At 60.1% G+C, this 13,820-nt stretch carries 16 protein-coding genes; 6 read left to right on the top strand and 10 right to left on the bottom strand.

Features of this window, described 5'->3' with window-relative positions; translation table 11 throughout:
* Positions 1 to 87 precede the first annotated feature (87 nt).
* Complete coding sequence (locus ACZ9DP_RS15440; protein WP_476202816.1) at positions 88 to 864, bottom strand: class I SAM-dependent methyltransferase; 777 nt, start codon at positions 862 to 864, stop codon at positions 88 to 90.
* Between the two features lie 53 nt (positions 865 to 917).
* Here ACZ9DP_RS15440 and gloB point away from each other — a divergent pair, with 53 nt between their 5' ends.
* Both gloB and ACZ9DP_RS15430 read left to right on the top strand, forming a co-directional pair.
* A complete protein-coding gene (gene gloB, locus ACZ9DP_RS15435) occupies positions 918 to 1,688 on the top strand; it encodes a hydroxyacylglutathione hydrolase (protein ID WP_194728337.1) in 771 nt (256 codons plus the stop codon).
* Positions 1,688 to 2,110 (top strand): cupin domain-containing protein, encoded by a 423-nt coding sequence (locus ACZ9DP_RS15430; RefSeq protein ID WP_074069850.1) that lies wholly within the window; start codon positions 1,688 to 1,690, stop codon positions 2,108 to 2,110. Before gloB ends, ACZ9DP_RS15430 begins: the two co-directional genes overlap by 1 nt.
* A gap of 3 nt (positions 2,111 to 2,113) precedes the next feature.
* On the opposite strand, the gene yddG is transcribed toward ACZ9DP_RS15430, so the two are convergent.
* Positions 2,114 to 3,010 carry an aromatic amino acid exporter YddG gene (gene yddG, locus ACZ9DP_RS15425; RefSeq protein ID WP_476205381.1) on the bottom strand — a complete coding sequence of 299 codons (897 nt, stop codon included), beginning with the start codon at positions 3,008 to 3,010 and terminating at the stop codon, positions 2,114 to 2,116.
* A gap of 28 nt (positions 3,011 to 3,038) precedes the next feature.
* Positions 3,039 to 3,815 (bottom strand): DUF3108 domain-containing protein, encoded by a 777-nt coding sequence (locus ACZ9DP_RS15420; protein ID WP_074069852.1) that lies wholly within the window; start codon positions 3,813 to 3,815, stop codon positions 3,039 to 3,041.
* A gap of 240 nt (positions 3,816 to 4,055) precedes the next feature.
* On the opposite strand from ACZ9DP_RS15420, the gene rpmB reads away from it, so the two are divergent.
* A complete protein-coding gene (gene rpmB, locus ACZ9DP_RS15415; RefSeq protein ID WP_022718069.1) occupies positions 4,056 to 4,346 on the top strand; it encodes a 50S ribosomal protein L28 in 291 nt (96 codons plus the stop codon).
* 112 nt (positions 4,347 to 4,458) lie between these two features.
* The gene (locus ACZ9DP_RS15410) at positions 4,459 to 5,094 is read left to right on the top strand and encodes a queuosine precursor transporter (protein ID WP_476202814.1); all 636 of its coding nucleotides are present in this window, start codon (positions 4,459 to 4,461) and stop codon (positions 5,092 to 5,094) included.
* Between the two features lie 30 nt (positions 5,095 to 5,124).
* Here ACZ9DP_RS15410 and ACZ9DP_RS15405 read toward each other — a convergent pair whose 3' ends face one another.
* The 4 genes from ACZ9DP_RS15405 to ACZ9DP_RS15390 form a co-directional block, all read right to left on the bottom strand.
* Positions 5,125 to 6,117: an esterase-like activity of phytase family protein gene (locus ACZ9DP_RS15405; protein ID WP_476202813.1), complete on the bottom strand. Its 993-nt coding sequence runs from the start codon at positions 6,115 to 6,117 to the stop codon at positions 5,125 to 5,127.
* Between the two features lie 22 nt (positions 6,118 to 6,139).
* On the bottom strand, positions 6,140 to 8,041 hold the full coding sequence (cobT, locus tag ACZ9DP_RS15400; RefSeq protein ID WP_476202812.1) for a cobaltochelatase subunit CobT: 1,902 nt from the start codon (positions 8,039 to 8,041) through the stop codon (positions 6,140 to 6,142).
* Positions 8,042 to 8,053: 12 nt separating this feature from the next.
* Positions 8,054 to 9,046 (bottom strand): cobaltochelatase subunit CobS, encoded by a 993-nt coding sequence (gene cobS, locus ACZ9DP_RS15395; RefSeq protein WP_022718065.1) that lies wholly within the window; start codon positions 9,044 to 9,046, stop codon positions 8,054 to 8,056.
* A gap of 311 nt (positions 9,047 to 9,357) precedes the next feature.
* Positions 9,358 to 9,972 carry a J domain-containing protein gene (locus tag ACZ9DP_RS15390; protein WP_074069857.1) on the bottom strand — a complete coding sequence of 205 codons (615 nt, stop codon included), beginning with the start codon at positions 9,970 to 9,972 and terminating at the stop codon, positions 9,358 to 9,360.
* Between the two features lie 104 nt (positions 9,973 to 10,076).
* Between ACZ9DP_RS15390 and ACZ9DP_RS15385 the strand changes: the two genes are divergently transcribed.
* Both ACZ9DP_RS15385 and ACZ9DP_RS15380 read left to right on the top strand, forming a co-directional pair.
* Positions 10,077 to 10,361, top strand: a complete 285-nt coding sequence (locus ACZ9DP_RS15385) for a BolA family protein (protein ID WP_028740097.1) — start codon at positions 10,077 to 10,079, stop codon at positions 10,359 to 10,361.
* 54 nt (positions 10,362 to 10,415) lie between these two features.
* Entirely contained in the window at positions 10,416 to 10,739 is a 324-nt protein-coding gene (locus tag ACZ9DP_RS15380; RefSeq protein ID WP_074069858.1) for an antibiotic biosynthesis monooxygenase family protein, read from the top strand.
* A gap of 3 nt (positions 10,740 to 10,742) precedes the next feature.
* Here the strand turns inward: ACZ9DP_RS15380 and ACZ9DP_RS15375 are convergent, their stop codons facing one another.
* Genes ACZ9DP_RS15375 through ACZ9DP_RS15365 form a run of 3 tightly spaced genes read right to left on the bottom strand, consistent with a single transcriptional unit; the run spans position 10,743 to position 13,767 of the window.
* Positions 10,743 to 12,053 carry an HlyC/CorC family transporter gene (locus ACZ9DP_RS15375; protein WP_476202810.1) on the bottom strand — a complete coding sequence of 437 codons (1,311 nt, stop codon included), beginning with the start codon at positions 12,051 to 12,053 and terminating at the stop codon, positions 10,743 to 10,745.
* Entirely contained in the window at positions 12,050 to 13,180 is a 1,131-nt protein-coding gene (gene aroB, locus ACZ9DP_RS15370) for a 3-dehydroquinate synthase (protein ID WP_476202809.1), read from the bottom strand. Before aroB ends, ACZ9DP_RS15375 begins: the two co-directional genes overlap by 4 nt.
* Entirely contained in the window at positions 13,177 to 13,767 is a 591-nt protein-coding gene (locus tag ACZ9DP_RS15365) for a shikimate kinase (protein ID WP_194730246.1), read from the bottom strand. Before ACZ9DP_RS15365 ends, aroB begins: the two co-directional genes overlap by 4 nt.
* Between the last annotated feature and the right edge of the window lie 53 nt (positions 13,768 to 13,820).

Here is a 13,820-nt window from a genome sequence, read left to right as displayed (position 1 = left end):
GGGATCGACCTTGAAAAAACGCCGGAAATTCCGGCCGGAAATTGCCCTGTGGCAATAAAGCGGAAAGCGGCCTTTGTCGAGTGAGACTTAACGGCTGCGTGTCGTCGGAACACCATGCGGCGCAAGAACCGGCACGAAGACGCGGCGCGAAGCCCGTGCGGCTACCGGCAGGCCCTGATAGAGCCGCTTCTGTGCCTCGACGATGATGACGCCTGAAAAGGCCGGCCAGAGTGTGCGGCCAATGCGTTCGAAGGCGCGGCGAAGGCTGAGAACCGTGCGAAGCTTCGACGGCGGGAAGAACAGCGCCTCGGCGGTCGCGCCGGGCGTGAAATTCGTCTCGCGCAGCAGATGCGTGAGTTGACCCCGCGAATAGGGGCGCCCGGAGCCGAAAGGCGTATGTTCCATGCGCGCCCAGACGCCGCGCCGGTTCGGCACCACGATGACGAGGCGTCCGCCGGGCGCAAGCACGCGCCAGAGCTCCTTCAAGGTCTCCCGCGGGCTTTCGGCGAATTCCAGCGAATGGACCATCAGCACACGATCAATGGACGAATCGGGAAGCGGCAGTTCTTCGTCGAAGATCAGTGCTGTCGACGACAACGACCCCACCGGCCAGTTCACGGCGCCCTGCCCGGCTGGCATGAAGGCGAAGGTGCGCTCGGTATCGGCGCTGAACCGGTCGAGGAAGGGAACGGCATAGCCGATGCCGACGAGCCGCTCCTGCGGCAGGCGCACCCAAAGCGACGACAGCGCCACGGCAATCGAGTGCTCGGCAAGGCGGCCGAGCTCGGAGTGATAGAACTGGCGCAGATCGACAATATCCGTGTGCATCGCAATAAATGTTATCAGCGGGCGATTGGACTTCAAGGCCGGAGCCTCTACATTCCGGACATGTTCGTGGGAAAGAGGCCGCTTGGACAATGAAACCTTTGGAATTAGAAGTTTTTCTTTGCCGATCCGATAATTTCGGCGTTCTCGTGCATGATCCGGAGTCCGGGCTGACGGCATCGATCGACGCGCCGGAAGAGGCGGCCGTGGCAGCGGCTGCTAAACGGCGCGGCTGGAAGATTTCGCACATCTTCGCCACGCATCACCACACCGACCACGTCGAAGGCAATCTGGCGTTGAAGGAGCAATTCGGCTGCGAGATCATCGGTCCGGTCAACGAAGCCGTGGCAATTCCCGGCCTCGACAAATCGATGGCCGATGGCGATAGCTTTCCCTTCGGCGACCATATGGTCAACGTCATCGAAACGCCGGGCCATACCGTCGGCCATATCTGTTACCATTTCGCTGACGACAAGCTGCTTTTTGCCGCCGATACGCTCTTTGCACTGGGCTGCGGCCGCCTCTTGGAGCGCCCGGCCGCGGATATGTGGCATTCGCTGCAGAAGCTGGCCGTGCTGCCAGACGAGACGGCGATCTATTTCGGCCATGAATATACGCTTTCGAACGCTCGTTTCGCTTTGACGATCGATCCGGACAACGAGCGGCTGAAGACGCGTGCTGCGGAGATCGAGGCTCTGCGCGCCGAAGGCAGGTTCACGATCCCGACGACGCTGGGCCTGGAAAAGGAAACCAACCCTTTTCTTCGCGCTGCCGATCCCGCCATCCGCCGCAATCTCCTGATGGAAAGCAAGACGAACGAGGAAGTCTTTGCGGAGATCCGCAGGCGCAAGGACAATTTCTGATGTCTCCCGACGATATTATAGAGGCGCTTTCGATGCAGCCGCATCCGGAAGGCGGCTGGTACGTGCAGACGTTTCGCGATGGCAATGGCAAGGATCGAGGGCACTCGACGGCAATCTACTATCTGCTGAAAGCCGGGCAACGTTCGCACTGGCATCGCGTTCACGATGCGGCGGAGGTCTGGCATTATTACGCCGGTGCGCCCTTGGCACTCCACAGGTCCGCAGACGGCGCGGAAAGCGAAACCTTGATGCTCGGCATCGACCTGGCAAATGGTGAGCGTCCGCAAGCAATCATTCCGGCAAACTGGTGGCAATCGGCAGAAACGCTTGGCGAATACACGCTCGTTGGCTGTACGGTGGCGCCGGGCTTCGAGTTCTCGAAATTCGAAATGGCACCGATGGATTGGAAACCGGGCGGCTGAGACCTATTCAGCCGCCGCCGCAACCTGTTTTGCGACGCTTTTACGGCGGAACATTTCCTGAGCCGCAAGCACTGCACCGCCGGTGACCAGCAGACAGGCAAGCGCAATGCGCCAGCTTGGCTCGGCAAAGCCGAATATCGTCAGGATGAGCGTCGAAAGCAACGGCGCTGCATAACTTGCCGCGCCGAGGATCTGGATGTCGCCGTTCTTGACGCCGTAATCCCAGGCATAGAACGCAGCGCCGACCGGGAAGAGACCGAGCCCGCCAACGGCGATCCATTCGAAAGCCGTTTCCGGCCAAAGGGTTGTTTCCAACCCGAGATGGCAGAAGAACGACAGAATGGATGTCGCAAGGCAGAAGCCGGTAACGACATCGGTCGAGACCGCATCGAAGCGCCGCGTCAGGAGCGAATAGCCGGACCAGGTGAAGGCGCAAAGGAAGGCAGCGCCGTAGCCGATCGCATAGGCACCGTCGAAATCGATGCCGTTGCGGCCGACGATTAGGAAAGTGCCGCAGAGCCCGGCGAGCGCGCCTGCCACATGATACCAGCGCAACCGCTCGCCCGGCAGCAGCGCCGAGCCGACGACAATCAGCAGCGGCCAGAGATAGGCAATCAAGCCGGCCTCCACGGCCGGCGCGTTCCGAAGCGCGGTGAAATAGAGGAAGTGATAGCCGAAGAGGCCGGCGATGCCGATGATCCAGACCTTTGCCGGCTGCCTCAGGAGCGCCACGCGAGACGGGTTGAGGATCAAAACGGCAATGCCCGGGATGCTGCCGATCGCAAAGCAGATCGCCGAAAGCTGGAACGGCGGCATCTTGCCGGATGCAGCGGTGAAGAGCGCCAGAAACGACCACATCAGAATGGCCGTGAACCCGATCAATGTCGCCCGAAGCTTCACCTGTCCCCCTTCACGCAGACCAGCTCCGTCAGTTTGCACGGTATTTCACCGCGGTAATCGTCACCGTTCCGTACTGCGTCGGAATGCGAACATAGACCGGAGCATATACGTTGGCCGTATCCGCCTTTGCAAACCAGATTTCCATGTTGCCGCTTCTGCTCAGATAATCGATATCCTTGCGGCCTTTCCTGTAGCCAGACCTGGGCACGAAACGCACGCCGCAGACCGTTGCCTTGCCGGAAAACCCATCCGTCTTGAAATCCTGGGATCCCTTTGGCGAAAGCACAAGGTCCATGCGCATCTCGCCGTCATAGATCGGCAGGCGCTGCGAGCAGAGTTTCGTATCCGCCGGGAAGATCAACCCGGAGATGGGATCAAGCACGGAGCGCATATCGCCTGGCTTGACATCGACCCAGTTGCGTGGCTGGCGCCGTTCCGGCTTCACGGTCGTGGAGACGATATCGCCGTTTCTGTAGCGGACTTCGTAGGTACGCGCGCGTTTGCCACTCTTGTAATAGAGGTAGTAGCGCTGCGCTTGCAGTCGGTCGTTGCGCAGGACACCGGTGACGTTGGTTTTCGCAGCAATGTTCGTCACAAGATCGGCAAGGCCCGCCGAACTGATATTGCCTGAAACCTGGTAGCGCTGATCATCGTCGATCTGGGTAACGAAGGCGGCGCGCGCAATTGGCAGGATTCCAAGAGCAACTCTATATTCCGTACGATGACGGATCTCGCTTGCGCCGGCCGGGATGGACATCAGCGCTGCAATTGACGATAGGAAAATCCGCCTGCCCAGATGAGCCATGAAGAGAGCCTTTTTCAAGGGCAGACAATGCCCTGCACAAGCGGTCTATACTCCTGCCGCGCATAGAAGCAAACACGAGCTTTTTGACAGAATTGCGGGAAAGGCCAAGGTTTGGCTTGACGCGGGCGGCCGGTCTGACTATAGAACCGCAACTTTCCAATTATGGCCTGTTGGATTGCAGACCCGCGTTTGCCGGGGCATGGTAATTCGATGGCCTAGAAAAACAAGAATAGGTGTTCAATGTCCCGCGTGTGCGAATTGACCGGCAAGGCCGTCCTGACTGGTAACAATGTCAGCCATGCCAACAACAAGACCAAGCGCCGGTTCCTGCCGAACCTGTGCCAGGTTACGCTGATCTCCGACGCTCTCGGCCAGCGCTACCGTCTGCGTGTTTCAGCTGCTGCGCTGCGCTCCGTCGAGCATCGTGGTGGCCTCGATGCCTTCCTGATCAAGGCAAGCGAAAACGAACTGTCGATGCGCGCCCGTCTTCTGCGCCGTCAGATTGTCAAGAAGACCGCCGAAGCCGCATAAGCTTCGACACCTTCTTCCATACGGCTTCAAAGGCTTGCACGGCTAATACCGGACAAGCCTTTTGCTTTGCCGGCCCGATAACCCAACTGGTGGCATCACCCAGGATAAAAAAATGCTGAAGACCCGCTATACCCTCCTCTACATCGCTCTGATGACGCTCGTCGTCGTGGCTTCCAACTTCCTCGTCCAGTTTCCCGTGAACGCGGAAGTCGCCGGCATCAACCTCGCCGATATCCTGACCTGGGGTGCGTTCAGCTATCCGGTCGCTTTCCTGATCACCGATCTCACGAATCGCCAGTTCGGTCCTCAGGTAGCGCGAAAGGTCGTGCTCGCCGGCTTTGTCGTCGGCATCGGGCTTTCCTTCTTCACATCAGTGCCGCGCATCGCGATCGCCTCCGGTTCTGCTTACCTCGCCGGCCAGCTGCTCGATATCGCTGTCTTCAATCGCCTTCGCCGCCAGACCTGGTGGCGTGCGCCGCTCGTCGGCTCGCTGATCGGCTCGGCGCTCGACACGGCGATCTTCTTCTCCTTCGCCTTTGCCGCATTCTTCGTCTTCCTCGGCCCGAACGATCCGTTTGCGTTGGAGCGGGCCCCGATCCTCGGTGCAATGGCCGCTCAGGCGCCGCGCTGGATTTCCTGGGCGATCAGCGATTTCTCGGTGAAGATGATCATGGGCCTCGTCATGCTGCTGCCCTACGGTGCACTCATGAACGTGCTGCGGCCGATGCAGCCGGCCCGCGCAAGCTGATCGGCAGCGGGCGGCCTTCGAAAAAGCCATTTACTCAGTGAGACGAAATTCCAGCATGAGGTTCCGCTCCAAAATGGAGTGGTTGTCATCGGAAACGATGATCACATGCGTGCTGCCATCCGGCGCCTGAAAACTGTCCAGGCCTTCCATGTTGTCGATCTGGTAACCGAAATCGGCCGTCAACAAAATGTCGCCATCGGCGACGGCGTCCGGCCTGATCTCTGCCGCAGTGATGCGCCGGATCCGCATAGCGATGCCGTTGGCGATGTTGAAACGACGCTCCAGAAGCAAAAGATCGCCGTCCGGCAGAAACGCACCATCGGTCGGATCGAAATCACCGTTGCGCGTGACCGCGAAGCGGCCCTTGAGCGGCCCGGATAGGATTGCGCCGTAGATATTCCCCTTCTGATCCCGGCTCTCTTCCGAAATGATGACGGCAGCGCCCTTCAAAGCGCTCTCGGGTGGAGCCACCGCTAGCGTCTCGAAGCCGCGGCCGCTTCGCAACGACCGTATCGGCACGAGAATGGGGATCGAGCCAACCGATGACGAGGTCTCGAACCCAGGATCGGGGTAGGCTTCGACCCGATGGTCTTGTTCGAAGGAAACCAGAACCTGGTCGCCCTTGAGGGCAAGACCCTCGGCATCCATGCGCCCCTTCCCCTCGAAAGTGGTCCCGCTCCGGTTTTTCATAGGCGTGATTTCAACACCGGACAAACCGGAAAGCCTTCCCTGCTGGTCGCGCTCGATGCTGCCGGTCAGCCAGTGGCCGGTATCAAGCACACCAACGAAATGCCTCCGGTCCGGCACGAAACGGATCGCCGACCAAGACCCAAAAAGCCGGTTGCCGGACACCATTTCCAGCCCGCCAAGGAATTCCAGCGGCCCGAATCTCGTCTCGCTGGAACCAATCTTGAAGGTCGAGATGACGCGGCTGCTGATATCCACGCTCTCGCGCGCAACCGCGATCGAAGCATCCCCAGCGAGGAAAAGAACAAGCAAAGCCGAGCGGGACAGACGGATCATTAAGCGCCGGTTCCTTTCGCCATCAGCTTGCGCGTCGCAAACGGGCGCCACGCGGCTGCGCTGCCTGATCTTCGAAGAGCGAGGCAAGCTGCTCGGTCATCGCGCCCGCAAGCTCATCCGCGTCGACGATGGTCACGGCGCGGCGATAATAGCGCGTCACGTCGTGGCCGATGCCGATCGCAAGCAGTTCGACCGGCGACCGGGTCTCGATCTGCTCGATCACGGCGCGCAGATGACGCTCGAGGTAATTGCCGGGATTGACCGAAAGCGTAGAGTCGTCGACCGGCGCACCGTCGGAGATCATCATCAGGATGCGGCGCTGTTCGCGGCGAGCAAGAAGACGATTATGCGCCCAGATCAGCGCCTCGCCGTCGATATTTTCCTTCAGCAGCCCTTCGCGCATCATCAGGCCGAGATTGGTGCGCGCACGGCGCCACGGCGCGTCTGCGGACTTGTAGATGATGTGACGCAGGTCGTTGAGGCGGCCGGGCGTCTGCGGCTTGCCGCCGGCAAGCCAGCTCTCGCGCGCCTGCCCGCCCTTCCAGGCCTTGGTCGTGAAGCCAAGGATCTCGACCTTGACGCCGCAACGCTCCAGCGTGCGGGCCAGAATATCGGCGCAGGTGGCAGCAACGGTGATCGGGCGCCCGCGCATGGAGCCAGAATTGTCGATCAGCAGCGTCACGACCGTGTCGCGGAACTGCGTGTCCCGCTCCATCTTGAAGGAAAGCGGCTGCATCGGATCGATGATGATGCGCTGCAGGCGGGCGGTATCGAGATAGCCCTCTTCCAGATCGAAGTCCCAGGAGCGGTTCTGTTGCGCCATCAGGCGACGCTGCAATCGATTTGCGAGCCGGCCGACAGCGCCCTGCAGGTGCGCGAGCTGCTTGTCGAGGAAGGCGCGCAGGCGCTCCAGCTCGGCAGCGTCGCAAAGCTCCTCGGCGGTGATGATCTCGTCGAACTCTTCGGTAAAGACGTGATAGTCGACCTTCTCGTTGAAATCGGCAAAGGGCGTGTTTGGACGACGGGTTTCGCCCGGTGTTTCCGAATCGTCCTCGCCCTCTTCCATCATGTCGTCGTCGGAGATCTCGGCGCCTTCGGTCTCGCCGTCCTCCATCTGCTCGTCGGCAACTTCGCTATCTTCGACCGGCGCGGCATCGGTGCCTGCGTCATCATCGACCTCGTCCTGATTTGACTCGTCGCCGTTCGGCTGGTCTTCCTGATCCTGCTCGTTGTCCTCATCGGGTTCGCTGTCGTCGTCGCCGTATTCTTCCGCCATTTCCATAGCGGAGAGCAGGTGGCGGATCACCTTCGAGAAAGCCTGCTGGTCGTTGATGACGCTTGTAAGGTCATCGAGTTCGGAACCCGCCTTCTCCTCTATGAAGGACCGCCAGAGATCGAGAACCTTTCCCGCGGAGGCGGGCGGCTTCTGGCCGGTCAGCTTCTCACGCACCATCATGGCGACGGCCTCGCCGATCGGCGCATCCTCCTGCCGCTCGATGCCGGTGAAATTCGCCTTGGAGTACTTCTCCTCGGTCATCGAACGCAGGTTCGAAGCCACCCCCTCCATGCGCAGCGTGCCGATCGATTCGACTCGAGCCTGCTCGACGGCATCGAAGATCGCACGCGCGTCCGAGCCCTGCGGCGCCATCGTCGCGTGCACTTTTTCATCGTGGCAGGCAAGCCGAAGCGCCATGGAGTCGCCTAGACCGCGCGTCACCGCCAGCTCATGCGCCGTTGGCCGCTTGGAAAGCTCGGGTAGCCGAATACGCTCAGCCGTCATGCCGGGGCGCTCGTTGGCAAAAGTCACCTCGACCTCGCCGTCGCCTGCAATCGCGCGCACGCAGCCGGTTATCGCGCGCCGCAAGGGCTCGACGTCGACCGGGCCGTTTGGTCTTGCTTTCGAATTGTCACCACGTGATGCCATGATCGACGGGCCTTAAGCCTCCAGCACGATGTTGGCTGCGCTCTCCTTGAGCTCGACACCAAAGGCGCGCTGATAGTGCTCGGCGACCAGCGGACGCTCCAGCTCGTCGCACTTGTTGAGGAAGGTGACGCGGAAGGCGAAGGCGAGGTCGCCGAAGATATCGGCGTTTTCGGCCCAGGTGATGACCGTACGCGGGCTCATGACAGTCGACAGATCGCCGTTCATGAAGGAAGCGCGTGTCAGATCGGCGACGCGGACCATCTTGGAAACGGTATCGCGGCCGTTCTTGTCCTTCTGGAAGCTTTTCACCTTGGCGGTGACGATGTTCACTTCATGGTCGTGCGGCAGGTAGTTCAACGTGGTGACGATCGACCAGCGGTCCATCTGCGCCTGGTTGATCTGCTGCGTGCCATGATAGAGGCCGGTGGTATCGCCGAGGCCGATGGTGTTTGCCGTCGCAAAGAGGCGGAAGGCCGGATGCGGACGAATGACTCGGCTCTGATCGAGCAGCGTCAGGCGGCCTGAAGATTCCAGCACGCGCTGGATGACGAACATGACGTCCGGACGACCGGCGTCATATTCATCGAAGACGAGCGCGACATTGTGCTGATAGGCCCAGGGCAGGATGCCGTCCTTGAATTCCGTGACCTGAAGGCCGTCCTTGACGACGATCGCGTCCTTGCCGACGAGATCGATACGGCTGACGTGGCTGTCGAGGTTGATGCGCACGCAGGGCCAATTGAGGCGGGCAGCGACCTGCTCGATGTGAGAGGATTTACCGGTGCCGTGGTAGCCGGAGATCATGACGCGGCGGTTGTGGGCAAAACCTGCAAGAATGGCGAGCGTCGTCTCGCGGTCGAAAAGATAGTCGTTATCCAGGTCCGGAACGTAGGCATCGCCCTTGCTGTAAGCCGGCACGCGGATATCGGAATCGATCCCGAAGACCTCCCTGACCGAAACGGTAGTGTCTGGAAGCTCGGAAATATCAAGGTCAATCTTGCTCATCATGTCTCCAAGGCGGGTGCTTCCACCCGGCCATACTATCTCAGGCCATTTCGCAACCATGACGCCGCAGCTTTGTTCTGCGCCCGTTCAAGGTGGGAACGTCGGCGATACCTCTCCGGGACTGAAGCGAAACCTCGGCGGGATAATGACCGCTTGCGAGCATTCTGGAACAAAGTCCCGGACAAGAAACGCCGCGTCCGGAAGGTTGGCAAAGGCGGCGTTGGCAAAACGCACAGATGCATGCCGCGGTTGCCTGCGGCCTCAGCCGATTTGGACCATACCCGATTGAAGGCGGAGAGCAAGGACAGGAATTAACAAAAACCGTTCTGCTTCAACAATTGATAGGCCTGGATGACGGCGCGGAAGCGCTCTTCGGAACCGCGGTCGCCGCCGTTGGCATCGGGATGATGCTTCTTGACCAATTCCTTGTAGCGGGTCTTGATCTCGGCAGAGGTGGCACTTGCCTGCAGCCCCATCGTATCGAAGGCCTTGGCCTCCAGGCTCTTCAACTTGCGTTGCTCGGGAAAACGCGGACCGCTGCCCTTGGCGCCGCTGACGAAACCGAAGGGATCGCGCACACGGCTATAGGCGCCGGAGCGGATGTCCGAATGCAGCGGGCTGTCCTTCGCCGCCTTGTTGACGCCGACGGTCCAGGTCGGACGATGCCCGGTGACCGCCTCCTTCTGGTAGCGGGCGATTTCGCCGTCCGAGAGGCCGGAAAAATAATTGTAGCCCTTGTTGTATTCCTTGACGTGCTCGAAGCAGAAAAGAAAGAACTGCCCTTCGGCATTGCGTCCGACAGGCGCGCGATGCACGCCTTTTTTATCACAGCCGTCCCACTGGCAGGTCGGAGGAGCCTGCTCGGTTTCCTGCTCGCGTTTGCGGCGGGTGCGGATGCGATCGAAATATTTGGAATCGAGTCTCATGACGGCGCTAATTATGGGCCTGCCGCGAAGCGACGACAAGAATTGACAAACACGAATGTTGCTGGCTTGGTGGGAACCCCCTTTTTGCGAAGCAACTGGACGAAATCGTGACCCTTGAGACCCGCATCGAAGAAAAACTGACCGAAGCTTTTGCGCCCGAGCGCCTGAGCGTCATCAACGAAAGCCGCCTGCATGCCGGCCATCAGCCGGGTTTCACCGGCACCGGTGAAACGCACATGCGCGTGCGCATCGTCTCAGCCAAGTTTGCAGGAATGACGAGGCTCGCCCGCCACCGCGCCGTCACCGAACTGCTGAAGCCGGAACTTGACGCAGGGCTGCATGCGCTCGCCGTAGAGCTCGCCGCACCCGGCGAAGCAACCAGCTGGTAGGAACACGTCCCTCAAATAAGCGTTTGCCCTCCTTTCACCAAGGAGGAAACAGGGATGACGAAGCCGACGATTGCCCGCATCTGGCGCGGACGTACGCCAAGAGCCAAGGCTGACGAGTACGAAGCCTATAACTACGAAGCGGGCATCAAGCCGCTGATTGAGAAAGCACTTGGCGTCCAGACTTTTCGCGAAGACCGCGACACGGAAAGCGAATTCGTGACGATATCTTATTGGGAGAATATCGAGGCGATGAGCACCTTTGCCGGCACCGATCCCACGAAGATCCATCACCTCGAACGCGACAGCGAATTTTTGATCGAACTGCCGAAAGAAGTGCAAATCCTGCGTCTGCTCACCAGCCACGGAGCGACCGGATAAGATTCACAGCGGTTTGGTCTCGTTCTCCGCAGCAGGACGGATGCGTAGCCTGGTGATGCGGTTCTTCTCGCGCTTCATGACGATGAAGCGCTTGCCGTAAAAAGTGAAGGCCTGCCGCTCTTCCGGGATCGTCATCGATTCATGGATGACGAGGCCGGCGATCGTCGTCGCCTCTTCGTCGGGCAACTGCCAATCGAGCGCGCGGTTCAGGTCCCGGATCGGCACACTGCCATCGACAACGATCGAGCCGTCGGATTCCTGGCGCACGCCCTGCATATCGATGTCGTGCTCATCGGAAATATCGCCGACGATCTCTTCCAGGATGTCCTCGAGCGTCACGATGCCCTGCACCTCACCATACTCATCGACGACGACGGCGAAGTGCTGCTTGCGGCGCAGGAACGCATTGAGCTGATCTTCGAGATTTGTGCTGTCCGGCACGAACCACGGTTTCTGGGCAATCTTGACGATATCGAGATTCTCCGGCTCCACGTTCGGCTCGGCCAGCGCGCGCAGCAAGTCTTTTGCGTGGACGACGCCGATGATGTTGTCGATCGTGCCGCGCCACAGCGGCATCCGGGTATAGGGGCTCTCGAGGATCGTGCGAACCACTACCTCAGGCGCGTCATCTGCATTGATCGCCCGCATCGCCGTGCGGTGGACCATGATGTCGGAGAGTTCGAGCTGGCTAAGATCGAGTATTCCGCCAAGACGATCCCGGTCAGCCTTCACCACCGCCCCCTCGCGATGCAACAGATCGACGGTACCGCGCAGTTCCTCGTGCGCCGTCAGCATCGGGATTTCACGCGATAGTGTGATGCCGAAGCTCCCCAGGATCCGGCGGACGACGGCATTGACGAGAGATGAGATCGGGCCGACGACAGCGACAAAGAGCTTGATTGGCAATGCCGCGCTCAATGCAAAACGGTCAGGCGACGAGATCGCCCAGCTCTTCGGCAAAACTTCCGCGAAAATGACGAGGATCACAGTCATCGCAAGCGTTGCAAGCGCCACGCCCGGGCTGCCGAAGAGACTGAGAAACAAGCTAGTCGCCAGAGACGAAGACAGGATGTTTGCAAGGTTGTTGCCGATCAGCAGCGCCCCGATCAGCCGGTCGCGCCGCTCGATCAGCTGGCGCACAAGACCGGCGCGCATTTCGCCGTTGGCTTCGAGCGTATGCATGCGGCTGCGAGAGACCGCCGTCAGTGCAGTCTCCGAACCAACGAAGAAGGCTGATACCAGCACGAGGGCCACGATGGAAACGATTTCCGGCCAGTAAACCGCAAGAAATGCCAGCGTGCCTTCGAGTGTCATTGCGGCTGCTTTTGCTTGAGGAAGCCCAACACTTCGGAAGCCGGCACGTCATCGGCGATGAACGACCGGCCAATGCCGTGCGTCAGGATGAAGGTGAACTTGCCGTTTTTCACTTTCTTGTCCTGCGCCATCGCGTCGAGCAGCGTTTCAGCCGGCGGAAGAGCGCCCGGAATATCGGACATGCGCGTCGGCAGGCCGACCTCTTTCAGATGTTTCTCAACCCGCTTCGCGTCATCAGGGCTTGCGAGATTCATGCGCGCGGAAAATTCATGCGCGAGGACCATGCCGATCGAAACGCCTTCACCGTGCACCAGGCGTGCACTCTCATAGGCGGTGGCCGCCTCCAGAGCGTGCCCAAAAGTATGGCCGAGATTGAGAAGCGCCCGCGGACCGTTCTCGCGCTCGTCAGCGACCACGACATCGGATTTCGCCTGACAGCTTGTGGCAATCGCCTCGATACGCGCAGAGCCGCCGGCAAAGACGGCGCTCCAGTTTGTTTCAAGCCAAGCGAAAAAATCCGGCTTGTCGATAAGCCCGTATTTCGCGACTTCTGCATAGCCGGCACGGAATTCGCGCTCGCTGAGAGAGTTAAGAACATCCGTATCGGCAAGGACCAGATCCGGCTGATGGAAGACGCCGATAAGGTTCTTGCCGTGTCGGCTGTTGATGCCCGTCTTGCCGCCGACGGAAGAATCCACCTGCGAAAGCAGCGACGTCGGCACCTGCACGAAGCGCACGCCGCGACGCACGATGCCGGCGGCAAAGCCGGCAAGATCGCCTATAACGCCGCCGCCAAGCGCAATGACGTAATCATTCCGCTCGACGCGCGCCTCCAGGATCTTGTCGCAGACGATCATGAGATGCTCGAAGCTCTTCGTCTTCTCGCCGGCGGGCAGCACAAGCTGCGCGCACATGATACCCGAGCCTTCGAGGCTTTTTGCGAGAGCTTCGAGATAGAGTGGCGCCACATGCTCATCCGTGATGATCGCAGCTTTGCGACCCTTCAGCCGGGACGCTATTTCCGCTCCAGCACGCGCGATCAGGCCCGGCCCGATCAATATATCGTAGGCGCGCTCACCGAGCGGTACGTGAACCTTTCGTTCGGCGGAGGAGGTGATCGCATTCATGGTTCGGTACTTTCGGTTTGGGCTTCGATCACGGCTTTCAACACTTCGTCAGCCATGACTTCCTTACGCACATCGCGCGACAACACGGTGATGTCGGCTTCGGCATAGATCGGGTATCGCGCGTTCATCAGGTTTTCGAGCGTCTGCTTTGGATTCTCGGTCTTCAGGAGCGGGCGCGTGTCGCGCTTGCTGACCCGCTCCCACAGCACGTCGAGATCGGCCTTCAGCCAGACGGAAAGGCCGCTCTTCTTGATGTGCTTGCGCGTCCGATCATTGATGAAAGCGCCACCTCCGGTAGATACCACGCGCGGCCCATTTTTCAGCAACCGCTTCATCACGCGTGTTTCCAGCGCACGGAACTCATCTTCGCCATAAGCTGCGAAAAGCTCCGAGATGGTCATTCGGGAGACGCGCTCGATCTCTACGTCGCTGTCGATGAAAGGAATACCCAGCTGATGGGCGACGATACGGCCGACGGAGGATTTGCCGGCCCCCATGAGGCCGACGAGGATCAGATTGCGGGACCCGAGCGTGGCGCGAGCTCTGTCTTTCAGGCTGTCTCCCACTTTCAGAACTGGGTCACTCATCGGTCCATTCACATTTTGTTTGCAAACGGTATCGACAAATGCGGGTGTAGCGT

Source organism: Rhizobium sp. USDA 4016, from assembly GCF_056279705.1.
The sequence above is the reverse complement of the archived record's forward strand: the minus strand, read 5'-3'. Positions and strand labels throughout refer to the sequence as shown.